The 24,256-nt window shown below is 30.9% G+C and carries 26 protein-coding genes and 1 riboswitch; all 26 genes read right to left on the reverse strand.

The features are described from left to right. Positions 1-21 precede the first annotated feature (21 nt). On the reverse strand, positions 22-960 hold the full coding sequence (locus tag QPK10_RS01650; protein WP_368486301.1) for an alpha/beta hydrolase: 939 nt from the start codon (positions 958-960) through the stop codon (positions 22-24). An 11-nt stretch (positions 961-971) separates the two neighbouring features. After that, positions 972-1,769 (reverse strand): TIGR00282 family metallophosphoesterase, encoded by a 798-nt coding sequence (locus tag QPK10_RS01655; RefSeq protein ID WP_368486302.1) that lies wholly within the window; start codon positions 1,767-1,769, stop codon positions 972-974. 10 nt (positions 1,770-1,779) lie between these two features. Next, positions 1,780-2,100 carry a YlxM family DNA-binding protein gene (gene ylxM, locus QPK10_RS01660; RefSeq protein ID WP_368486303.1) on the reverse strand — a complete coding sequence of 107 codons (321 nt, stop codon included), beginning with the start codon at positions 2,098-2,100 and terminating at the stop codon, positions 1,780-1,782. Next, positions 2,100-3,086 carry a signal recognition particle-docking protein FtsY gene (gene ftsY / locus QPK10_RS01665; protein WP_368486304.1) on the reverse strand — a complete coding sequence of 329 codons (987 nt, stop codon included), beginning with the start codon at positions 3,084-3,086 and terminating at the stop codon, positions 2,100-2,102. Before ftsY ends, ylxM begins: the two co-directional genes overlap by 1 nt. A 28-nt stretch (positions 3,087-3,114) precedes the next feature. Then, positions 3,115-4,119, reverse strand: a complete 1,005-nt coding sequence (locus QPK10_RS01670; protein WP_368486305.1) for an alcohol dehydrogenase catalytic domain-containing protein — start codon at positions 4,117-4,119, stop codon at positions 3,115-3,117. An 84-nt stretch (positions 4,120-4,203) separates the two neighbouring features. Further along, entirely contained in the window at positions 4,204-4,974 is a 771-nt protein-coding gene (locus QPK10_RS01675; protein WP_368486307.1) for a hypothetical protein, read from the reverse strand. Between the two features lie 319 nt (positions 4,975-5,293). After that, the gene (locus QPK10_RS01680; protein ID WP_368486308.1) at positions 5,294-6,010 is read right to left on the reverse strand and encodes a hypothetical protein; all 717 of its coding nucleotides are present in this window, start codon (positions 6,008-6,010) and stop codon (positions 5,294-5,296) included. A 131-nt stretch (positions 6,011-6,141) separates the two neighbouring features. After that, positions 6,142-7,575, reverse strand: a complete 1,434-nt coding sequence (locus QPK10_RS01685) for an NCS2 family permease (protein ID WP_368486309.1) — start codon at positions 7,573-7,575, stop codon at positions 6,142-6,144. Between the two features lie 70 nt (positions 7,576-7,645). Then, a riboswitch (purine riboswitch) is annotated at positions 7,646-7,745 on the reverse strand. A 78-nt stretch (positions 7,746-7,823) separates the two neighbouring features. After that, complete coding sequence (smpB, locus tag QPK10_RS01690; RefSeq protein WP_368486310.1) at positions 7,824-8,252, reverse strand: SsrA-binding protein SmpB; 429 nt, start codon at positions 8,250-8,252, stop codon at positions 7,824-7,826. A gap of 13 nt (positions 8,253-8,265) precedes the next feature. After that, complete coding sequence (rnr, locus tag QPK10_RS01695; protein ID WP_368486311.1) at positions 8,266-10,380, reverse strand: ribonuclease R; 2,115 nt, start codon at positions 10,378-10,380, stop codon at positions 8,266-8,268. A 64-nt stretch (positions 10,381-10,444) separates the two neighbouring features. Beyond that, positions 10,445-10,741 (reverse strand): preprotein translocase subunit SecG, encoded by a 297-nt coding sequence (gene secG, locus QPK10_RS01700; protein ID WP_368486312.1) that lies wholly within the window; start codon positions 10,739-10,741, stop codon positions 10,445-10,447. Between the two features lie 72 nt (positions 10,742-10,813). Then, positions 10,814-11,668 carry a Cof-type HAD-IIB family hydrolase gene (locus tag QPK10_RS01705; protein ID WP_368486313.1) on the reverse strand — a complete coding sequence of 285 codons (855 nt, stop codon included), beginning with the start codon at positions 11,666-11,668 and terminating at the stop codon, positions 10,814-10,816. A 2-nt stretch (positions 11,669-11,670) separates the two neighbouring features. Beyond that, positions 11,671-12,513 carry a Cof-type HAD-IIB family hydrolase gene (locus QPK10_RS01710; RefSeq protein WP_368486314.1) on the reverse strand — a complete coding sequence of 281 codons (843 nt, stop codon included), beginning with the start codon at positions 12,511-12,513 and terminating at the stop codon, positions 11,671-11,673. 85 nt (positions 12,514-12,598) lie between these two features. Next, complete coding sequence (locus QPK10_RS01715) at positions 12,599-13,252, reverse strand: TenA family protein (protein ID WP_368486315.1); 654 nt, start codon at positions 13,250-13,252, stop codon at positions 12,599-12,601. 68 nt (positions 13,253-13,320) lie between these two features. Next, a complete protein-coding gene (locus QPK10_RS01720) occupies positions 13,321-14,835 on the reverse strand; it encodes a lipoprotein (RefSeq protein WP_368486316.1) in 1,515 nt (504 codons plus the stop codon). Positions 14,836-15,029: 194 nt separating this feature from the next. Then, positions 15,030-16,553 (reverse strand): lipoprotein, encoded by a 1,524-nt coding sequence (locus QPK10_RS01725; protein WP_368486317.1) that lies wholly within the window; start codon positions 16,551-16,553, stop codon positions 15,030-15,032. A gap of 174 nt (positions 16,554-16,727) precedes the next feature. Further along, a complete protein-coding gene (gene atpC / locus QPK10_RS01730; RefSeq protein ID WP_368486318.1) occupies positions 16,728-17,003 on the reverse strand; it encodes an ATP synthase F1 subunit epsilon in 276 nt (91 codons plus the stop codon). Positions 17,004-17,008: 5 nt separating this feature from the next. Then, complete coding sequence (gene atpD, locus QPK10_RS01735) at positions 17,009-18,403, reverse strand: F0F1 ATP synthase subunit beta (RefSeq protein WP_368486319.1); 1,395 nt, start codon at positions 18,401-18,403, stop codon at positions 17,009-17,011. A gap of 16 nt (positions 18,404-18,419) precedes the next feature. Continuing rightward, positions 18,420-19,277, reverse strand: coding sequence for an ATP synthase F1 subunit gamma (gene atpG / locus QPK10_RS01740; protein WP_368486320.1), 858 nt, complete (start codon positions 19,275-19,277; stop codon positions 18,420-18,422). Between the two features lie 13 nt (positions 19,278-19,290). After that, a complete protein-coding gene (gene atpA / locus QPK10_RS01745; protein WP_368486321.1) occupies positions 19,291-20,862 on the reverse strand; it encodes a F0F1 ATP synthase subunit alpha in 1,572 nt (523 codons plus the stop codon). Positions 20,863-20,879: 17 nt separating this feature from the next. Then, a complete protein-coding gene (locus tag QPK10_RS01750; RefSeq protein WP_368486322.1) occupies positions 20,880-21,425 on the reverse strand; it encodes a F0F1 ATP synthase subunit delta in 546 nt (181 codons plus the stop codon). Position 21,426: 1 nt separating this feature from the next. Beyond that, on the reverse strand, positions 21,427-21,954 hold the full coding sequence (atpF, locus tag QPK10_RS01755; protein WP_368486323.1) for a F0F1 ATP synthase subunit B: 528 nt from the start codon (positions 21,952-21,954) through the stop codon (positions 21,427-21,429). Between the two features lie 81 nt (positions 21,955-22,035). Further along, entirely contained in the window at positions 22,036-22,323 is a 288-nt protein-coding gene (atpE, locus tag QPK10_RS01760; RefSeq protein WP_038677531.1) for an ATP synthase F0 subunit C, read from the reverse strand. Between the two features lie 65 nt (positions 22,324-22,388). After that, positions 22,389-23,204, reverse strand: coding sequence for a F0F1 ATP synthase subunit A (locus tag QPK10_RS01765; RefSeq protein WP_236682156.1), 816 nt, complete (start codon positions 23,202-23,204; stop codon positions 22,389-22,391). Beyond that, entirely contained in the window at positions 23,205-23,633 is a 429-nt protein-coding gene (locus QPK10_RS01770; protein WP_047790990.1) for an MG406 family protein, read from the reverse strand. After that, positions 23,620-24,243 carry a uracil phosphoribosyltransferase gene (gene upp, locus QPK10_RS01775; protein WP_368486324.1) on the reverse strand — a complete coding sequence of 208 codons (624 nt, stop codon included), beginning with the start codon at positions 24,241-24,243 and terminating at the stop codon, positions 23,620-23,622. Before upp ends, QPK10_RS01770 begins: the two co-directional genes overlap by 14 nt. Positions 24,244-24,256 lie beyond the last annotated feature (13 nt).

Raw genomic sequence — 24,256 nt, forward strand, 5'->3', positions numbered from 1 at the left:
GGAAGTTAACTTCCAAACTTTTTAATTTTGTACAAAGTCATTGATTGTATTAATTACTTTTTCATCAAGATTATCAATAAAAATAAAATGATTATCATTATCAAAACTACTTATTGTAACATCGGGATTAGTTATTTTTGCCAACCGTTTAGGGGCATAAAATTTATCACCATTACTTTGCAATAATAAGGTTTTGACCGACAAGTTATTTATTTTCTTGATAATTTTTTTATTAATTTGCTTAACTTGTAAAATTTGATTTAAAAAATATTGTTGGGGCTTGGCTTTCATCTTTGCAATATACTCTTGGTTATTAGTAAAATAATGATAATCAATATTAATATTTAAAGTTTTATTTAAATAAAATAAAAAGCTAAAGAAAATACTAATTTTACTAAAAAAAGAAAAGCGCATTGTTTTTTTATTGGTAATTGGATTAACTAAAATTATTTTGGTAATATGTTTTGTTTTTCGTAACAAGTAATTAACTAGACCACAACTATAGCCTTCTAATAATAAAGTAATTGTTTGGTTTTCATATTTATTTTTAATAACTTCAATTGCCATTAAAACATCATTTATTAAAATTCCAATATTCTTTGTTTGGTAGTAATCATTATCTCCAATATTTCGTTGGTTAAAACTAAGAAATGAAATTTCAGCCTTTAAATTCTGATTATTAATTAAACTGGCAAAATCATTTTTGTTCCCATAAATATCATGGATCCCTAAGATAATTTCCCGCCCCTTCTTATTAATTTCTCCTAACACAGAGAATTGGTATTGATCAGCACTAATAAAATATTTATTATCAATTAGTTCTGGTAACTGGACTTCGTTTACCTTTACTCGTTTAGAAAATAATTTATAAAAACGACTAATAAAATAACATAATAAGGCAAATCCTAAAATTCCAAACACAATTCCAATTGTCATTTTAATTGTAATTAATTGACTCATTAACTTTACTCCTATCTATATTCATCTTGATTATCAGGGGTAATTAAAATTCGGTCAATTTTAACCACAGAATTATCAACATCATTAGTTTCCAAAATAATTCCTGAAAAAACTAAATTATCTAAATCTTCTGCGGGTTGAAAGCGACTTGGTAAACCAGTTTTTTCTTTTAAAATAACTTCTTCGGGATTAGCCCCAATAATTGAGTTATAACTACCACACATTCCTAAATCAGTAATATAAGCAGTACCATTTGGTAGAATACGGTTATCTGTTGTTTGCACATGCGTGTGGGTTCCCACTAAACAAGTAATTTTGCCATCAAAATTCCAAGCTAGGGCTAATTTTTCAGCACTTGCTTCGGCATGAAAATCAACTAAGTGCAAATCACTATTATCTTCAGCTACAATTTTCTCTAATGCATAATATGGATTATCGGCAGGATCCATAAAACTACGACCAATCAAATTAGTGACACGAACGGTTTTATTGCCAACTTTTTTCACCACAGTTCCTGGGCCAGGAGTATACGGATTCATATTTAGTGGTTTTAATAAATCATCAACCTCTTCAATATATTTTGGGACTTCGGGATTTTTAAAAATATGGTTTCCAGAAGTAATGACATCAACCTGTAGCGCTTTTAATTCTGCATAGTGTTTTTGCAAAATTGATTTACCATGACTAGTATTTTCACCATTTGCAACCACAAATTGAATTTGATATTTTTTCATAATGAAAGGCAAATACTCTTCAAGTGCTTTTCTTCCTGCCTTTGCATAAATATCACCAATCATTAAAATTTTCATCCTTATTCTCCTAATCTTCTTCAATTTTTTTTAATTTGTCAATTAGTTCCCGGCATTCTTTCGTATCATAATATTTTTGGTATAAATTTTCGCGTTGTGTTTGTTTATAACATATTTTTAAACTATTTTCAAATTTTGTTAATGTCTTGCTAATCTTTAGCAGTGAATCATAAACAGCGTTCCGCGAGACTACTTGCATTTCGGCAATTTCACTTAATGAATAATCTTCAAAGAAATACAATTTAAAATAGGTACTTTGTTTTGGGGTTAATAATGAACTATATATTTCATATAAATCAATTAGATAATTTGTTCGCTCAAGGTCTTTCATTATTCGTCTAGCGTGGTTTCACTTTCAAATAAATCTTTTGTTAAATTATAAATATATTGTTCAATATCAAACTCTTGTAAATCATCTGGTTGCTCACCAAGACCAATTAATTTTACAGGAATATTTAGTTGATCCTTAATTGCTAAGACTACTCCTCCCTTAGCGGTACCATCCATTTTTGTTAACACAATCCCACTAACATCTGTTACCTCAGAAAAGTTTTTAGCTTGGGAAATCCCATTTTGGCCAGTTACACCATCAATAACTAATAAGGTTTCGTGGGGGGCACTTGGGATCTCTCTTTTAATAATTCGGTTAATTTTATTTAATTCATTCATTAAGTTAACTTTATTTTGGAGTCTTCCGGCGGTATCAATTATTAAAAAGTCATACTTCCCTGCTTTGGCTTTGGCAATTCCATCATAAATAACACTAGCCGGGTCTTGCCCTTCTTTGGCTGGTTTCACAATTGCCGTCTGCAAACGAGTTGCTCATTGATTTAGTTGTTCAACAGCCCCAGCCCGGAAGGTATCACCCGCAACTAGTAAAACCTTTTTGCCCTGGTCTAAAAAATTTTTAGTTAATTTGGCAATTGTAGTTGTTTTACCACTGCCATTAACACCAACCATTAAAATTACATTTAATCTTCCCTCTTCAATATTTAGTTTGTTTTGGCGCGATTTTGGATCATTGTATAAATCCATAATTACTTCTACTAAATAATCATTGGTTTCTTCAATGGATCATCCTTTTTTAACTTTTTTACGAATTTCATCTGTAATTCGTAACACCATGTTCATTCCCATGTCACTAGCAATTAAAATATTCTCTAATTCTTCTAAATAATCATCATCATACTCTTTATATTTACTAGCTAGTTTTTTAATGTCTGTTGAAAATGAAAGGCGCGTTTTTTTTAAAGCTTTTTCTAACTTAATTTGTTTTTTTTCTTCCCGTTTTGCTTTTAGTTTTTGAAAAAAACCCATCTTAATTATTACTCCTTCTATATTACAATTATAATTTAACAACTATTTTAAAATAGTCTTTATTTTCAAATTGATTGAAAGCTTCCATTACTTCATCTTTATTATACACTTGGGAAACTAAAACTTTTGGATCTAGTTTTTTAGCTAAAATTTCAGCAATTACTTCCAGCGTTGCTGCATTATTTAAAATTCCGGTTTTGATGGTGATATTTTTATGTCATAGTTCATTAAGGTTAAAGATAACTGGCTTTTTAAAAACCCCAATTGAAATAATCGTACCATTAAAACCAACTAATTGTTGGGCTAAAGTAAATGTATCACGATCATTTCCAACACATTCCACTACTAAATCATATTGTTCATCACCAAACTCATTATCTTTACTATTAATAATTTGTTCAGCACCATTAGCTTTAAAAACTTCTAACTTAGCACGGTGATGACCAAAAACTGTTACTTTTTTATGGTAAGAATTTAAAAATAATAAGATTGCTAAGGCAATTGGACCATCACCAATTAATGCAACATTATTAATTTTATTAAAATCAACTTTTAAAATAACATTTTCATAAGCTGTTAATAAAACATCCGATAACATTAATCCTTGTTCAGTACTAATTTCAGATGGTAATTTATAAACACTCGTTTCACCGTAGGGCACTCTGACATATTCTGCATGGGTCCCATTAATCTTAGTTCCCAAAATAAAACCAGCATTTAAACAATTAGCATATAAACCTTGTTGACAAAACTTACATTGGTTGCAATGAGTAATGCAGCTAATAACAACCCGGTCCCCAACTTTTAAAGTTGTTACTTTTTTCCCAATTGCACTAACAATGCCAACCCCTTCATGGCCCATAATTGTGTTTTTAGCAACCGTGTCATCCATCCCTAAATAAGGGCGGTAATCAGCGTGTGAAAAAGTAAACCCCTCAATTTTTACAATAATATCTTCATCATTAATAATTTTTGGTGTGGGTACTTCACTTCAGTCAATTAAACCCTTATCTTTAAAAACTAAACCTTTCATCAAGTTCCCTCTTTCTATATATATTAAATTATACTCTAATAAAACCTTAAAATAAAAAAATTACTAATCTTAGAACTTAGTAATCTATTCATCATCAATTTTTAAATTTCCTTGGTCAATTTGTTTTTTAATATCATTATCAATTAAATTAGTAAATAATCTTTGATGAACCATTCGCGAATTAAAATATTGACGCATATTTTTGCGGATTAATTCTTGGCTTTCTTCACTCAGATTATAATATACTCAAGCATCAGTACAAACTGGTAAATTATTAAACATTACTGTTTCGGCGGCATAATACTCCGCAGTTGCTACACAATCCTTAGTTACTTCTTCAATGGGAACAGTAAAATACTCATCCTCATCAACTTCCTCAATTCGACTTTTCTTCGGATCATTTGCAATCCCAACCCCAATTTTAACTTCTTTTACTGAGGTAAAATCTTCATATAAATTAAAATTCATAATCCGCACTGTGGTATTGATATAATTAACAATATCAATCAAATAATCCAAAGAACCATCATCTTCATAAACTGCTAAATATAAATCATCATGTTTATGAATTCCAAAAATTTTATCTGATTTTTGCAGGGCAGCCATAATAGTATTATTTAAAGTAGCAAATAACCAGTCCGCAGTTTTTTTATCATATGATTTAATAATTTGCTTTCTATTAACAATGCGAACAGCAATTGCTGAAACTGATTGTTCTTCATCATCTTTAACATAAAAAGGAGGCAATTCAATATTTGACAATGCCACACGATTACGATATTCATCTAATTTATTTTTACTATATACATACTCTTTTAAGATACTAATAGTTTGTTCTGGTTCTCACTTCATCATTAACCCTCTTAAATTAAATAAACTAACCCTACATTATTATTTATATAATTATACTATAAAATAATGCCTTTTTAAATAGTTGTTAATGCAATTATCAAATTAAAAAAATCTGCTTAATTAAAACAGATTTTTAGATTGGACAATTATACTATCATAGATAAATCATATCGGTAACAACATAGTTAATTAAGAATAAATTAAGGATATTAAGTAATTAAGGAAAAAATAGATATTGTTTATTAAAATATTATTATAAAATTATTAATTTGGGTATTATAAATTATTTTCTTAATTGAAAGGTTAAGTTTTTTCATAGACTCTAATTCCGAAGGATTAAAGGCGGGAAATGTTCTTTTTTAAATTGGTTTAATAGTTTTGTTTTTCGAATTTGATAAATTAATGCTAATTGGCGAAATTTTGAAATGCGCGCCACTAGGATTGCTAAAATATGTAAAATAATAAGTTTAATGCGGATAATCAAAGCAACTATTTTACATATTCTTTTATGCAAATGATGGAAAGCCACTTTATTATTTGTTTTAACAAAACGGTGTAAATTTTTTAAATAAGAATAGAAAATTCATATTAGAGCTAGATAAAAAATTAGGGCTGCGCAGAAAATAATATAAGAAAAATAGAATTTTCCAAAGAATACTCAGTGAAAATCTAACAAATAAAATTGGTTTATCAGAGCCATACTATGAGCATTTTCATTTAAAACTAACACACATGGATAAATCACAAGATTACAACATCATAAAAATAAAATTACTCAATACTGGTTTTTATTAAAACTAGGATTTTTTAAAAATCATTTATAACGCACTTTAATATTATGGATCAATGATTGGAAAACATAAATAAAAACAAAAGCAATTAAAAGAAGATAAAAGATATTCACCAATAAGCTGATTAAAATAAAATCAATTCCTAAAATAGTATTATTTAGATTTAAAAAATTAAAATGATAAATCATAAATAAGATGAAAAATACTATTAAAATTTTGCAATAAATTTTTACACATCTTCCGCTCATAATTATTTATCCCACTAGTTTTTAATTCTTGCTAATATCTTAACATAAAAAACAAAAATTTTAAAATTTTTTTCTAAAAAATAAAATAATTTTAAAAAAAAGAAACCCCATAAGTGGTTTCTTGGGAGATATTATTGGACAAATGCATAAGCAATAAAATAGCCAATAAAGAGAATGTCAAGAATATAAGTAACAATATGAATGTCCCGGTATTTTTTGTTAATTAAACCAATAATTGTATAACTAATAAACCCAACGGCAATTCCGTTAGTAATTGAGAACGTTACAATCATCATAATAATTGTAAAGAATGCCCCAATTCCTAACTCTGGTTGTAATCATTCAATATCTTTGATTTGAACAATCATCAGGGTTCCCACAAAAATTGTGGCTGCTCCCGCAATGGCCGGGGTAATTAATCGAAAAATTGGAAACAATACAATTGAAATTAAAAATAATGTCCCAATCACTAATGATGAAAATCCTGTCCGTGCTCCCTGGGAAACTCCGGTTGTTGATTCCACATAAGTTGTAACAGGGGAAGTTCCTAAGACTCCTCCCACAATAGCTCCAACAGAATCAGCAATTAATGAGCGTGGTTTCAATTCATACTTGATACCACTTTGATCAGAGATTTGTTTTGTGACAGAATATAATGTTCCGGTTGAATCAAAAAACTCAACAAATAAAAAGACAAAAATTGAAACATATAATACGGGGGAAGTTCAAATTTTACTATTACCAAAAGCAGTAAAAGTCGACTTAATATTAGTACTAAAGCCATCAAAATCATGGTAACTTCACCCTGTTCAGTGGGAAAAGTTTGCTTTAATAAAATCATTATTAACAACATTTCCCACTATTAGGGAAACAGCTAGCCCAACAATAATGGCAATCGCAATCGCTCCCGGAATTTTTTTAAAATGTAAAATAAAAATTAAAATTAGAACACCTAATCCCATTAAAATAACGGGTCAATTTGTTTTTAGATTTCCTAATTCAGCAACTGGGATGCCCCCGTTATAAATAACACCACCCTTACTAACAGCATTATCACCAACTAAACCGATATTATGCAAACCTAAGTAAGCAATAAAAAAGCCAATCCCAGAACCAATTGCCAACTTAATTGATTGTGGAATTGCCCCAATAATTAAAGTTCGTAGTTTAGTTGAAGAGATAACACAAAAAATTAATGAGGAAATCATAACAGCAATCAGCGCTCCTTGATAACCAATACCATTTTTAGCCACATTAAAAGTAAAAATAGCATTTAATCCCATTCCAGGGGCTAATCCCACTGGGGTGTTTGCTGATAATCCCATAATAAAGGTTGCCACAAAAGCAGCAATGGCAGTGGAAATAAAAATTCCCCCGAATGACATGTTATAACTAGCATCATTAAGATGATTAACATCCGGGGCAGAAGACAACATTTGCGGTTGGACAGATAAAATATATAACATTGCTAAGAATGTTGAAACTCCACCGATAATTTCTTTGCGAAATGTTGTTTGAAAAGTATCAAATTGAAAAAAATGACTAATCTTTCGTGTGATAAACATTAACTTCGGTTTCTCCTTCTAATAAAAATAAAAAAACATTAACCTGTGAAATTTAAAAAGTTAATGCTTAAAAGAAAAAACATTAACCTATAGTACCTAATTACAATGGGTAGGTGTAGAGACGTTAGACCATATTACTAACATATACAGGTTGCTAATTTATTTTTATGCTTTAAATATATCAAATTAATAATAAATTGCTAGGTTATTTTAATAATTTTTCAAAAATATCTTAAAAATTTTGCAAATTAACGATTTCTTAAGCGCTCACTATCTCTTTTCTTGATTGCTTCTCTTTTATCATGGAGTTTTTTCCCTTTTCCTAATCCAATTTCTAATTTGGCATAGTTTCCTTTTAAATAAACGCGTAACGCAACCACTGTTAGTTTTTCTAACTTAATTCGTTGCAAGATTTTTTTAATTTCTCGTTTATGTAATAATAATTTACGCGTGCGGTCCGGATCAGGTTTATAAGATGCGGTAAATTTATAGTTGGCAATGTGCATATTAATAACAAAAGCTTCGTTTTTACGAATTACAACAAAGGCCTCATTAATTGAAACATCATTATTGCGAATTGATTTAATTTCACTACCAGTTAAACTAAGGCCAGCTTCATAGGTATCTAAAATTTCGTAATTAAACCTGGCTTTTTTATTAACACTAATAACTTTCATCCGAACCCCTCCTTTAATTTATTAAAGTAAAATCAATTTGACGTAGTTGTTTGCTTGCTTTCTTTACCTTAATTTTAACTCTTTTTCCTAATGTTAAACGTTGTTTTTTGCGTTCGCCAATTAGTGTTAATGTTTTTTCATCAAAAATATAAAAATCGTCGCGTAAATCACTAATATGAACCAAACCTTCAATGGTATTTTCTAATTGGACAAAAATCCCAAAGGCAGTAACTCCCGAAATAATCCCGGGGAAAGTCATTCCAACCTTGTCTTCCATATATTCAGCTTCTTTCATTTGGTCTACTTCGCGTTCACACTCCATTGCTTTAACTTCACAAGTAGAAGATTGTTCACTTGCTAATAATGTAAATTCTCGATTTTCTTCAATAATTTTTGCATTAATTTTATTATTAATTAAATATTCTTTTAATAAACGGTGGACAATTAAATCGGGATAACGGCGAATTGGTGATGTAAAATGAGTATAGCATTTTGAGGCTAGCCCAAAATGACCATCATTTACCGCACTATATTTTGCTTTTTCCATACTTCTTAAAAATAAGGCCGAGATAACTTTAAAGTTTTCTTGATCACGTAATTTATCTAAAACTTGTTGAATATCTTTGGAGTGAATATTTTCTAATTTTCCTTTAATATTTAACCCCATTAGTGATAATTGGGTATATAGCTCTCGCAATTTCTTTTCTTTTGGTTGGTCATGTACCCGGTAAATAAAAGGCAAGTCCATTCAAAAAACAGTTTCCGCCACTGTTTCATTGGCTCTAATCATGAATTGTTCAATTAACTTCTCTGCTTCATCACGGGGACGGTTAACAATATCAATAATTTTGCCCTCTTTATTAGTAATAAATTTTGGTTCATCTAAATCAAAATCAACTACCCCATCGTGGTTTTTTTTGGCCAACAAAACTTTATATAATCTTCTGGCTTGGTATAACATGTTACTAATTTCGGGGGCAATTGTCGTTGGTTCACCCTTAAATAACTTATTTACATTTTCATATGTCAACCGTGCTTTTGATTCCATTACTCCTTCATAAATACTTGAACTGATAACTTCCCCTTTTTTATCAATAATCATTTCACAACACATTACTAGTCGAATTTCATGGGGATTTAATGAACAAATCCCATTACTTAATCGTTCTGGTAACATGGGAACTACCCGGTCAATTAAATAAACCGAACACCCACGGGCAAAAGCCTCTTTATCTAAAAAAGAGTTGGCGGTGACATAATGCGCCACATCAGCAATTGCCACTAATAAACGGTAAGTTCCATCCTGATTTTTCGTAACACAAATAGCATCATCAAAATCTTTTGAATCATTACCATCAATCGTTACTAATAATTCATCTCGTAAATCCTTACGTGTCGTAAAAAGGAGGGGATCATGCAAAGAAACACTAGGAGCAATGTGGTTAGCTTCTTGTAAAGTCTCATTATCAAATTTGATTTTAATATTAAATTCATGCAGAATTGTTAAAATATCAACTCCTGGTTGGTTAACGTTTCCAATTACTTCTAAGATTTTAACTTGCATTGTATTACTATTACTATTAGCTTTAATAATGGCAGCTTTAACAACTGTATTTTCTTGGGCAGCTTTTAAATTTAAAATTTCCGCTTTGTATTGTTGGAGTTTGTTATTTAAAACTTCTAAATATTTTTTGTTATTTTTATTTTTTTTAACAACACCCATAATATATTCTAAATTTCGTTTAATAATTTTTACAATCCGAGCTTCTACTTTTTTACCGTTATTGGGAGACTTACTTTTCAAAACAAAAATAACCTGGTCACCATCTAAGGCATTATTTAAATCCTTTTGGTGAACATAATACTCTTCTTGACTATTATTGATTTTAACAAATCCAAAGCCTTTTTTATTAATACTAATCACGCCTTGTAAATAAATTTTAGGATTTAAATAGTAAAACTTATGATTGCTATTAACGGCAATAATATTTTGATTTTCTAACTCTACTAATATTTTTAACATTTGTTTATTATCTTCTAAATTATCAATTTTTAACAAAGTTGTTAATTCAATTGTATCTAATGGCTTATTTTTTGCTCTTAAAATTTCAATGATTTTATTTTGCATACGATTCCTCAAATTCTAAATAAAAAAGAGATATTAATAAACCTCCCCATAATTATGCTATCTTTTATAGTAAAACATTAGTTAATAAACAAATGATTAAAGTAATAATTAGAAGTCCACTCCCAAAACTCAACATGGCAATTGACAAGGTGCGATCTAAACCACGCTCTTTACTATTAGCAAAGAGTTCATCGTTTCCCCCATTTAAAGCACTTAAACCAGTTTGGGCTTTTTTATTTTGCAATAGGCCAATAATGATCATAATAATTGATAAAATTAAAGCAACTATTTCAAAGGCATATATAATTGTATTACTTGTCTCGCGATCAAGGGCTAACAGCACCATGGTAGGTAGACTCATTTAAATCGACTCCTTTATTACTTTTGTATCATATTAATAATACTATATTTTTTAAAAATCTTATACTATAAATTAATAATTTTGTTGTATTAACTTATTTAAATACCAGCTAACGCCAGCCTGGTTGTTACTAATTGTGGTGTCATAAGCAACTGCTAAGACACTGCTAGGAGCATGACTCATCGCAATCCCATATTTAACATATTTTAACGCAGCAATGTCATTATTATTATCACCAAAATATAACACATTTTGGGGGGTGATTGCTAAATGATGATGAATATTTAATAATTTAATTAAATGGGCAATTCCAGTTCCCTTGTTACAATCAGCATTGACAATATCACAAGTTGTCGGTGATAATCGTTCAATATTAATTGCCGTTATCGCTTGCAATTCTTGATAAGCTTGTTCAAACTCGGCAACACTATTTGCTCGCACAACAATTTTATTAGTTTCTTGTAAATTGTTAAAATCAAATTCTGCTACCATTTCCATTCCATCCAAAAAGGCACCAGGAGTTAATTTTTCAGCTAATAAATGCTTACCAGCAACATGTAAAACCTTATCTTGGGCGTATGACAGCGCAAAGGCACAATTATTATTTAACAAAATTGAGGTGACCTGTTGCACCACCGGAATTTTCATTTGGTTAGAATATTCATTTTTTCTTGTTGTTAAATTCATTACCACCGCCCCATTGGCACCGATTACATAGTTACCATAGTTTTTAATTTCTAACTGATCAGCATATTCGATAAAACCTAGCGGGATTCGCCCTGAAGCAATTGAAACAAATACGCCCGCTGCTTGCAGTTCAAGTAATGTTGCCTTAACTTCTGGTAACAACTCTTTATTATCCGTAATTAAAGTCCCATCAATATCACAAACTATCAATTTAATTTCATCATCATTAATTTTCAACATTTTTAACCCTCTTTTCTAGTTAATAAATGATCATATAAATAATCGGCTATCCCGGCATGATTATTATCTTTTTTTGTAACATCCTTGGCAACTGCTTTTAACTCACTTGTGGCATTGGCTAAGGCAATTCCATATTTAGCATTTTTAATCATTTCATAATCATTCATTTGGTCACCAAAACACATAATTTCATCTTTATTAATTTTAATACCTTCATTAGTTTTTAAAGCTGCAATTAGTTTTAGAATTCCATTTCATTTATTAACATTCTTGGGCATAATCTCAATATAACCATATCCAGTTACTTCTACCCGAAGGTTATGATTTTTAGCAACCTTGCGGCGTAATCATTGTTGACCGGCTTGATCACTACATGAAATCACAACTTTGCGCATTTGGGGAATTGCGTTCCAATCCAATATTACTGGAATGTTTTTAGTATGACGAAATAAAAAAATGTCTTCGGTAATAACACGTTCGCTTGAAACATATGCCATTTTTTCATCTAATGGCGCCAAATAAAAATCGTTCCCCATTTCTTTAACAATTGCCATTGCTCATAGTGTATCTTCATAAGAGACCATTTCGTCATAAACATAATCTCCCGTTTGCAAATTCATTACCGCACCCCCATTGCCACCAATAACATACTTACAATTTTTGGTGATTCCTAATTCCTGGGCAAATTCTGCTAACCCACTCGGAACTCTTCCCGAAGCAATTGTTACCAAAATCCCCTGATCTTGGACTGCTAATAAGGCGGCTTTATTTTCTGGCGGAATTTTTTTTGTTTTATCAGTTACTAAGGTCCCATCAATATCACAAACTATCAATTTAACTGCCATTTTATACCCCTCACTCTATATTCAATATGTTTATTATCTCTCAATAAATTAAAAAAATAAAGAAAAAGTAAGAGAAATCTTACCTTTATTTATAAGAATCAAATTTTAAACAATCATTTAAAAAATTATTTTCAAACTGTTGAACCTTGTAAAATATTCCTTTAAATTTTTCCATTTCTTCAACGGTGGCGTCTGCTAATTCTTGGTTTAAATATTCTACTCATTTTTGCTGGATCTCTACATCCTGATCATTATTAATATATAATAGTAGTCATCAATAATAGGGGTGCAGCTCATTTAAATCAGGATAAGATTCTAAAATTAATTGACGAAAATTATAATGGCCAAAACTACAAATACCAAAAGCCACAATTAAATCCTGATAACTTCCTTCCAAGGATAATTCTCACAAGTAATTAATAAAATCAATAGTAATTTGACTTGGTTTAATATTTTTTAATTCTTGGCATTGATAATTTTGGTTAATTTGCGTTATGTATTTAATCATAATATTTAACCCCCTAATTAAAAATACCATTTGTTTTTCATTATTAGCTTTAACTAGTAAGCTCCCCCAAATTCTAATTACTTCCACTAAAATATAATAATTTTGGTTAATAAAATAGTCAAATCCGTGGCGAGTAACTTCATTCTTAACAATGCCAATGATAAAAGGATGATTTAAAAAATTATGATATTCTTTTTTAATTGAACTTAATAATTCATCAAATTTTGTCATTATGCCTCCTCTTAACTTATTAGATTAGAAAGAAAAATTCTTAATTTATAAAATTAAGAATTTCTTCTTTATAATAAGGGGTCTGTTGTCAGATCAAGATTAATTTCGGTTGCTAAATCTTTATTTGTAACAAATGAAATTGTTGGATCCGCTTTTGAAGTAACTTTAAATTGTAAATTATCAAGTTTTATCCGTAGATTCTGAACATCAGCTTTTAAAATATCATCCAAGTTATTGGCCGCTAATCAAGTTTGCCCATTTGTTGATGATTCAAATTTAATAGTCCCTGATAAAATACTAATGTTATTATTATTAACTTCATTATCATCATAGCCTTGTTGTAATAAAAATGTTGGTAATGCTTTTTCAATTAGTGGTTTTAGTTGCAGATGAATATCTTCTTTTAAAACTGAAACGCTAAAATCAACTGTAATATCTTTATTAACATCATGATTAAATAATTGGTTTAAAGTATTTTTAAAGACATTAGTAATCCCTACTTTTGCTAATTCAATATCAGCCAATTCTCATTTATCTCAGTATACTGGCATCGTAACATATTTAACAACATCAATTGCAATTGGACGCTTAACACTAAATTTTTCGCCCTGTGCAGTTTTTCATGGTTGTAACAAGTCACATATTAAATGATCAAGATTGGAAGTAATTTTGGTAGTCCCACTATCAACTTTTGTAAAGCCATCATTATTAATATCTTGGGGAGTGGCAAATAAATATTGAATTAATAACAATAATAGATTGCTATGTTTATCAGCTTTTTGCTGAATTAAAAAATTATGGAAATGAATTAAATCAGGAGCCAGGGCATTAATAATATCCCCAACATTTCCACTAATGTTAATTTTGACTCCTGAACTATCAAATGTTTGGTTAAAGTTAATTTTTAAAATATTACCAACCACTGGTAAATTAGCAAATTGCTGAACAAATGCTATTCATTGTTTTTGGACAGGGTCATTCTGATTAAAGGTTGTTGGAATTTTTGTTGGCAAATTATTAAATTTGACTAAACTAGGCAATAAATTCATAATTAATTTTAATGGTAAACTTGTTCCCCCAAAATTAATTTGAAAATCAGAAATATTCTCAACTGAACCAGGAGTTTTTTGGTTTAAATCATTTACTAATTTTTCAGTATCACTAATTTCCTGGGTTGCAAATTTAATATTAAATTCTGATAGTTGTTTTTGTTTATCAACTAAAATTTTATCATTATGTAAAATTGAAATAATAATTGTTCCATCGATTAATTGGTTATTATCAACTTTAACATCATGAAAACTACCATCTTTAATTTTTATTTGGTAAGTTTGATCAATTGGTAATTGATTACTAATTGTTTTTTTAACATCTTGGGCTGTTAAATTGCGAAAGTTTTTTGAATTTACTAATAATGGACTATTTTGTGACCAAGATTCTATTTTATTAATAATTTTGTCATCCTTTGTTGCCGGAGCGGGATCTGGTTGCGGTGCAACCTTATGTGGATGGCATCCTACAACTGAAGAAACACCAGTTGTTGTTAAACCAAGGGCTCCTAAAATTGATAAAAGTTTTTTCATGCACATGGCCTTCTTTCTTTTATGTTTTTTCATTTTTATAGTTTTAATAATTATAGTTGTTAACAGAAAATCATAGGTTTACTATGTTGTTTAAAATTAATTCCATATTTTTTCTAAGTTTTACTTCCTTATTATATCTTAAATTTAATAAATATAAAAAAATTCTTAATGGTAAATTAAGAATTTTTATGGTTTTATACTAAGTTTGCTGATGATAGGTCAATATCAAATTCAGTATCTAGATTAGCATCGGTGGTAAAATTAGCATTGGCATCATCTTTGGCAATTACTTTAAATTGCATTCCCGTCACTTTCATTCTAATATTTTTAACATCACTACTTAAAATATCATCAATTGATGTTGTAGTAGTTCATGTGTCACTACCATCTTTTTGAATTTCAAAATTAAGAGTTCCAGCTAACATTTGGAAATTATTACTATCAACTATTGCACTATCATAACCACTATTTTTTAACATTGTTGGCATAATATTATCACCAATTATACTATTAAGATTTAGATCAAAACTAATTTTTCCGATGATTGGAATATTATTAATGGTAATTTTAATTGGTTCAGTAACATTACGATTCATCAAATTAGTAACTAATTCTCTTAAGATATTATCAACTCCAAATTTTTTTAAATTAATTCCTTTTGGAATAAACCCTGAGTCATCAGCACTGTCTCATTTAACTGGTAAACTTAAAATTGATAATTTTAAGGGTTCTGCCACACTATAAACTTCACCAGCTGAATTTTGCCAAGGTTGTAAAATATCACACAACAAGTTATCTAAATTAGTTTTAAGATCAGTTTTGTCTTTATTAATTGCGCTAAAACCATCCCCGTTAATATCAGTTGGGGCTTCAAATAAATATTGAACTAATAATAATGCTAAGTTATCATGTTCGTTTGCTTTTTGGGCAACTAAAAAGTTATGGAAATGAATTAGATCAGGAGCAATTGCGTTGATAATTTCACGAACATTTCCGGCGACTTTAAGCTTAATCGCACCACTCAATGGGATCTCAGTATCAAATGATAAATCTAAAATTCCACCTGGTAAACTTTCTAATTTAGTAACAAAATCATTTCATTTCTTTTGGTCAGGATCGGCAGCATCAAACGAAGTTGGAATTTTCGTTGGCAAATCCGATAACTTAACAAAAGTCGGAATTAAGTTAAGAATCATTCCTAACGGTAATTGGGTTCCGTTAAAATTAATTTTAATTTCCGATAATTTTGTTAATGAGTTTGGTGCTTTTTGATTAATTTCAGTTGCTAATTCTCTCGCATTTTTTATTTGGTTAGTTTGGAAGTAAACTTTAAATTCACTTTTTCCCGAAGTAGAATCTACAATTGGTTTATCATTTCGTAAAACTGATACTGTGACAGTACCATTGGTTACTTTTCCATCGGTAATGTTAATATTGGTAAATGTGCCATCTTTCACAACTACTTTGTTAGTTTCATCTAATGGTAATTGGTTAGCAATGGTGTTCACTAAATTATCAACAGTTAAACTTTGATAATCTTTTGAATCAAATAATAATGGTCTTAAATTTGTTCATGAACTTAGTTTTGTAATAATACGTTTGTCTTTTGAAGGTTCGGGATTAGGTGTATCACTTTTATGCGTATTACAAGCAATCACACTTGATGCTCCTGATACTGTTAATCCTACTGCTCCTAAAATTGATAAAAGTTTTTTCATATTAAGATGACCTCCTTAATTAATAGTCACTGCTTTTTTCTCTATCCTTTTGTTTTTTTATAGTTTAGTTTCTTAATTATAACTCAATTAAAATAAAAGACAACTTTTTGTTGCTCTAAAAAGACTTGAAAAATATGGGTTAAATAAAAAAATCTTATTTTCATAAGATCTTTTTTATGAACCTTGTTTATCAAGAAAGTTAACTTCATCAGCTAAGATTTTAACAAATTCTTGATCAACTTGTAAAATTCCACCGTTAATACTTAATTTATATTGTTTATTATCAACACGATAATACATTTCCGAAGGAACAATTGTTGATACTAAGGGAATGTGACCATGCAGAACCCCCATATAACCAGTAATTGTTTTCACTGTTACAATGTCCACGGGTTGTTCAACCATGACTCCCTTGGGAGTAATAATTTTTAAGTTTGTTTTATTAATCATAACAACTAGTTTTTCATTTGGTCAGCTGCTTTGACAGCTTCGTCAATTGTTCCAACATATAAAAATGCTTGTTCTGGTAAGTTATCGTGTTTTCCACTTAAAATTTCTTTAAAAGCACGAATTGTTTCACTAACCGGAACATACTTTCCTTCTTTTCCTGAAAATTTTTCAGCCACAAAGAATGGTTGTGATAAAAAGTTACGAATTTTACGTGCTCGCGAAACAGCTAATTTATCTTCATCAGATAATTCATCCATTCCTAAAATTGCAATAATTGATTGTAATTCTTTAAATTTTTGGAGAGTTTCTTGAACTCCTCGCGCGGTGTCATAATGTTCATCACCAACAACTTGGGGATCTAATAGCCGTGAAGAACTTCCTAACGGATCCACTGCGGGGTAAATCCCTAACGCCGCAATTTCCCGGTCTAAAACAACTTTCGCATCCAAGTGGGTAAAAGTTGTCGCGGGAGCGGGGTCCGTTAAGTCATCCGCGGGCACATAAACAGCTTGCACGGAAGTAATACTTCCTTTTTTAGTCGAAGTAATTCGTTCTTGTAAAGCTCCCATTTCAGTTGCTAAAGTTGGTTGGTATCCAACAGCTGACGGCATCCTTCCTAATAGCGCTGATACCTCTGATCCTGCTTGGGTAAAACGAAAGATATTATCAATAAATAATAAAACATCTTGGTTTTTATCATCGCGGAAATATTCAGCAATTGTCAATCCCGTTAACGCCACACGCATACGAGCACCGGGAGTTTCATTCATCTGACCGAACACTAAAGCGGTTTTATCAATAACACCAGCTTCAATCATTTCGTAGTAAAGGTCATTTCCTTCCCGAGTTCGTTCACCAACTCCGGCAAAAACTGAAATTCCCCCGTGGGCTTTAGCCACGTTATTAATTAACTCTTGAACTAGCACGGTTTTCCCAACCCCGGCTCCTCCAAATAAACCAATTTTTCCTCCCTTAGCGAAGGGTACTAATAAATCAACAACTTTAATTCCAGTTTCTAAAATTTCGGCTGTTGTTTGTTGTTCTTCATAACTTGGGGCTTGGCGATGGATTGGTCGTTTAACTTTTGTTTTAGGCGCTGGTTTTTCATCAATTGGATCACCAAGCACATTAAACATTCTTCCTAATACTTCTTCCCCAACCGGAACTGAGATTGGCGCTCCACTATCGTCAGCTTCCATCCCACGGACCATTCCTTCAGTTGGCCCCAAGGCAATTGTTCGAACAATATCATCACCAATATGTTGAACAACTTCTAATACTAATTTTGTACCATTATTATCAACATTAATGGCATTATATAATTTTGGCAAATATTCTTCGGGAAAGCGAATATCGACAACAGGCCCTAAAACCTGTACTACTTTTCCATTTTTATCCATCTATCTATTCAACTCCTTAACTTTCTTGGGCACTTGCTCCGGCAACAATTTCTGAAATTTCTTGGGTAATTGCTGCTTGGCGTTTACGGTTATATTCTAATGATAGTTTTTCCAACATATCACTAGCATTATCAGTTGCATTTTCCATTGCTGTTCGGCGGGAAGCTTGTTCCGACACTTGCGATTCAACAATTGCTGAAAAAATAATTGCGTTTAAATACATTGGAACAGCACTTGCTAAAATGGTGGCTGGATCCGGTTCAAATTCAGTAATAACATTATCATTTTTTTCGGTTTCTTGCTGACTATTTTTAGCAATTGGTAACAACTGCAAAATTGTTGGTTCAAAAGTAACATTATTAATAAATTTTGTATAAGCAATTTTAATTTCATCATACTGGCCATTATTAAACCCCGATAATAATTCGGATGCTAACTCACGAGCATCATCATAAGAAAAATTAATATCAACTTCTTTATGAACAGAAGCAAGAGTAAAATTTTTATTTTTATAAAATGATTCTGCTTTCGAACCAATCGCAATAATGTGATCAGTATGTTTAATTTCTTTCATTACCAGTTTATTAACATTGATATTATACCCTCCGGCTAATCCTAAGTTAGAATTAACAATCAACCAACAAGTTTTTTTGTTTGGTTTGGGATTAGCTGGCGCTTGATAAATTGAATTATCTGCTTTCCCAATAATATCGTTAAAAACAGTATAAACTTCGGCAAAATAAGGTTTGGAATCACTAATCCGTTTCCCAACTTTTTTTAATTTTGCCGTAGCCACTAATTCCATCGCCTTGGTAATTTTTGAGATTGAGTTAATTGAAGTTATTTGTTTTTTTAAATCACTACCAACAGCCATTGTTAAGCCCTCATTACTTTCCTAGCTTTTCTCATTCGGAAGCTAATCCATAAGTTTCTGGTTTGTAATTAGCAATTTTGTCAACAACTTTTTTGACAACTTTAATAATTTCGTGGTCAATTTTTTGCATTAACTCATCATCAAAGGCTTTTTTAGTTTCTAATTCATCACGCAAGGCTTTTGCTGATGTATGGAAATGTTCAATAATTTCATCTTTAAATTCTTTAATTTGTTCAATTGGAATTCATTTTGTTCGTTTTTTATTAACTGATAACAAGACAATTGCTTGGTCAATTTGTGATAATGGTGAATATTGTTTTTGTTTTAAAATTTCCACAACACGTTTCCCATGTTCTAAGACTGATTTTGTTGCATCATCTAAGTCTGATCCAAATTGGGCAAAAGCTTGCAATTCACGGTATTGCGCTAGTTCTAACTTTAATGAACCTGAAACTTGTTTCATCGCTTTAATTTGGGCTGATGATCCTACCCGTGACACCGATAATCCAGCGTCAACCGCTGGTCGAACCCCGGCATTAAATTGGTCAGAATTTAAGAAAATTTGTCCATCAGTAATTGAAATAACATTGGTTGGAATATAAGCCGAAATATCACCCGCTTGGGTTTCAATAATAGGTAGCGCGGTAATACTTCCCCCACCGTACTCTTTATTTAACCGACAAGCACGTTCTAATAATCTACTATGTAGGTAGAAAACATCCCCCGGGTAAGCTTCCCGACCAGGTGGACGGTGTAATAACAATGCCATTGTCCGATAGGCAACCGCATGTTTTGATAAATCATCATAGATAATTAAAACATCTTCTCCCGATTCCATTCATTCTTCACCAATAGTAACTCCCGTATATGGTGCTAAATACTGCAATGGTGCTAGTTCACTTGCTGTCGCTGAAACAATTGTTGTATAATCCATTGCTCCCGCTGCACGTAATCTTTCCACAATTTGGGCAACTGTTGATGCTTTTTGTCCAATCGCCACATAAATACATTTAACATTTTTACCCTTTTGGTTAAGAATGGTATCAATTGCAATCGCTGTTTTCCCGGTTTGACGGTCACCAATAATTAATTCCCGTTGCCCTTTCCCAATGGGAATCATCGAGTCAATTGTCATAATCCCAGTTTCCATTGGTTGGTCAACTGATTTTCTGGTCATAACTCCGGGCGCAATTCTTTCAACTGGTCTTGTTTTTGTTGTTTTTAACGGCCCTTTCCCATCAATTGGTTGTCCTAACGCGTTAACAACTCGACCTAACAGTGGATCACCAACGGGGGTTTCAACAATGCGGTTCGAACGACGAACTTGGTCTCCTTCTTTAATTAAAGAATCATCTCCCATTAAAACCGCTCCAACAGCCCCTTCTTCTAAGTTTAAAACCATTCCGTAAATGTCATGGGGAAAAATTAATAACTCACCCATCATTGCATTATCTAAACCATCAATTAATGAAATTCCATCCCCAACTGTAACAACAGTTCCTTCTTCGTGGATTTCAATTTTTTTACCATAGTCTTTTATTTGCTTTTTAATAACTTCTGAAATCTCATTTATATTTAAAGCCACTTTATTCACCTCACATCTTATTTATTTCCTAATGCTTTTTCTTTCATTGTTTTTAATTGACCAGCTAATGTTCCATCAATAATTTCATGTTTAATTTTAACTTTTACACCACCAATTAAATTGGGATCAATCTTATTAACCAATTCAATGTTATAACCAAATTTTTTAATTAATTTATCTTGAATTCTTTTAATTTGCTCTTGCGTTAATGGTTCTACTGAATAAACATTTCCATACTGTACATCATTACGTTCATTAATAAGTTTTCGTAAATGCTTAAAAATTAATCTAACAGCATAAAAAGATTCTCTGTCGATTAATAAATATAAGGCATGCAAAATATCTGCTTCAATTTTACCTTTAAAAACCTTGCTCAATAATACTTTCCGTTCTTCTTTTGATTCATAAGTATTAGAAAGCATTTTAATATAATTGGGATATTCTTTGAACAAATCAATAATGACGTTTGCTGTTTTTAAGTATTCATCAATTTTTTTCTTTTCAACAGCAAGTTCTAATAAAGCAACAGCATAGTTTTCAATAAATTTTTGACTAACTATCATATTATTCTAAATTATCAATAAAGTTTTCAACAATTTTTTTGTGCTCATCTTTACTGATCTCTTTACTTAATAGTTGACCTGCTGCATCAAACGCAACTTCAATAATTGATTTTCGAATATCATCTTTGTATTGTTCTTTTTCTTTTTCAATTTCTTTTTTCATTTGTTCGTTTAAATGAACCGCTTCTTTTTTTGCCGCGTCGATAATCTGATGCTTTCTATTTTCCGCTTCACTACGTGCAGTTGCCACAATTGTATTTGCTTCAACTTTCGCTGTTGTTAACAAGCTAGTTGCTTCCTTTTGATCATAGTTAGCTTTTGCTTGTTTATCAGCAGCATCTTGTAGAATTTCTCTTATTTTGTTTCGACGAGCACGCATTGCTTTTCGAAATGGGTTATAAACTCATTTTGTTAACAATGTTAATAACACAATTGTCGCAATTACGTGCGCGATGAAGACTCATAAGTTAGGGAATAACTGATTAATAATTTCCGCTGGTTCAATTGGTCTTGACATTAACCACATCATTATTGTGTCCCCCACCTTTCTGATATATAAATTCTTGTCATGTTCTCAAATTTTCCGTAATTTAGTCTGTTATTCAAATTATTAGCTGGCAGTAACAAATGCCAAAATAATCGCAATAACTAATGCGTAAATTGATCCTGATTCAGTAATCGCCGCAGCAATAATATATTGAGTACGAACTTTCCCTTCAACTTCGGGGTTACGTCCAATCGCTTCAACCGCTTTCCCTCCAGTATAACCTTGTCCAACTCCTGAACCACAACATCCAATCGCTGCTAAACCAGCACCAACTAGACTCATCCCTTTTGAGAATGACCCATCAATTGACATTAATCAAACTCCTACAAAATTCGATAATAGATCTAACATAATTTCAATCTCCTACTTTCTTTTTTAACAATATAAATCTATATAGTTAATATTTTAACTCTTTTTTAAACATTTAAATGAACTTTTTGTTCATTTTTAACTTTTTTTACCTTGATACTTTTTTCCTTGTGTTTTTCGCCACCGCCATGCTGCATTTCCATCGCTCAATAGGCAATGGTTAATATCGCAAAAATATATGCTTGAATTAATCCATCAAATAGGTCAAAGTAGATACTTAACCATGGTAGGATAATTCCTGCTAATAAATCCACTGGTCCAATATAAGGAATATGTCCTCATATGAAGGCCAATAGGGTTGTCAATAATGTAACAATAACAGTTCCCCCTAAGATATTCCCGAATAAACGGAATGAAATCGAAATTAAAGGAACAAACTGTGTTAATAATTCTAAGGGGTTAATTAAGAATTTTTTGAAATAAGCTAGTTTTTGATATTTAATCCCAAAATAGTAAATTCCAAAGAATGTTACCAATCCCATCGATAAAGGGACTGTATAAGCAGTTACTGTTGATTCAAAACCAACAACACTTAATAAGTTCCCAATCCCAATATATAATAATAAATAAATTACATATACTGTTAAGAATTTATATTTTGGACCCATTAAATCAATTACTTGCCGTTCAACTCACTTAATTGCCATTTCAGCAAAGAGTACTAACCCGCTGGGATCATCCATTGGCCCTAGTTTTTTAAGTCGTTTATAATAACCAATACATAACATCATAATAATAAAAGTTGTAATTACTAGCGTTAGTAACTGCGGAAGCAAGATGGTAGCACTTCAGGCATCCATCCCACTTTTATCAGGATCTGGAATAATATTGATTGTTAGAAGACTCAAGTTGTTCTTTAACACTTATCCATCACTTCCTCTCTTTTTTCTTTTTGGGAGTTTGATATTTAAAAACAATGCAGAAAATGAGAAAATGCTAAGACCAATAATAATGGTAAATATATTAAAATATTCATCTCAATAAGCATAGATAATTATTGGAATAGCATAAATCATCAAGCGAACAAGATACATTAAGACAAAAAAATACTTATTTAAACTTATACTTAACAATCACCCGGAAAATAAAATGATTAAGAAACCTATAAGAGAAAACAAATACCCTAGCATTAATCCTGAGTATAAAGTTCAACTTCACTTTAGTGTCAAATATAAAATTGTTACAATAATCAATATCCCAAAAAGTGCGATGACACTTATCATTGACATTTTATATTCTACACCTTTAAACTTATTTTTTCAAATTAATTTATTTTTTTTATTTGGTTCCAAAAATCCGATCTCCTGCATCACCAAGTCCCGGAACAATATATCCTTTTTCGTTTAATTTTTCATCTAATGCCGCAACATAAATTGCAACATCGGGATGTTCTTTGGCCACAAAGTCACGCCCTTCCGGTGCTGCGACTAAACAAACTAATTTGATTCCCTGTGCTCCCCATTCTTTTACCTTTTCAATTGCTAAACAAGCACTGCCCCCCGTTGCTAACATCGGGTCTAAAATTAGGACATTAGCATTTTCAATACTACTTGGTTTTTTGGCAAAATATTCGTGTGGTTGCATTGTTTTTTCATCACGATACATTCCAATATGACCAATTTTGGCATTGGGTACTAATTTAATAATGCCATCAACCATTCCTAATCCGGCGCGTAGAATTGGAAATAACACAATATCCCGGGCAATTTTATAGCCTTGAGTTTTAGCAACTGGCGTTTCAATTTCAAATTCATTTAACTCTAAATCACGAAAAATTTCATACGCCATTAACTGGGCAATTTCATCAAGATTTTCTTTAAAAACTTTGGAATTACTATCTTTTTTTCGCATTCTTGTCAACTTATCTAAAATTAATGGATGTTTAATTACAGTAAAACTCATGTTATTAATTCTC

The organism is Spiroplasma sp. DGKH1 (assembly GCF_040940205.1).
GTDB lineage: Bacteria > Bacillota_I > Bacilli_A > Mycoplasmatales > Mycoplasmataceae > Spiroplasma.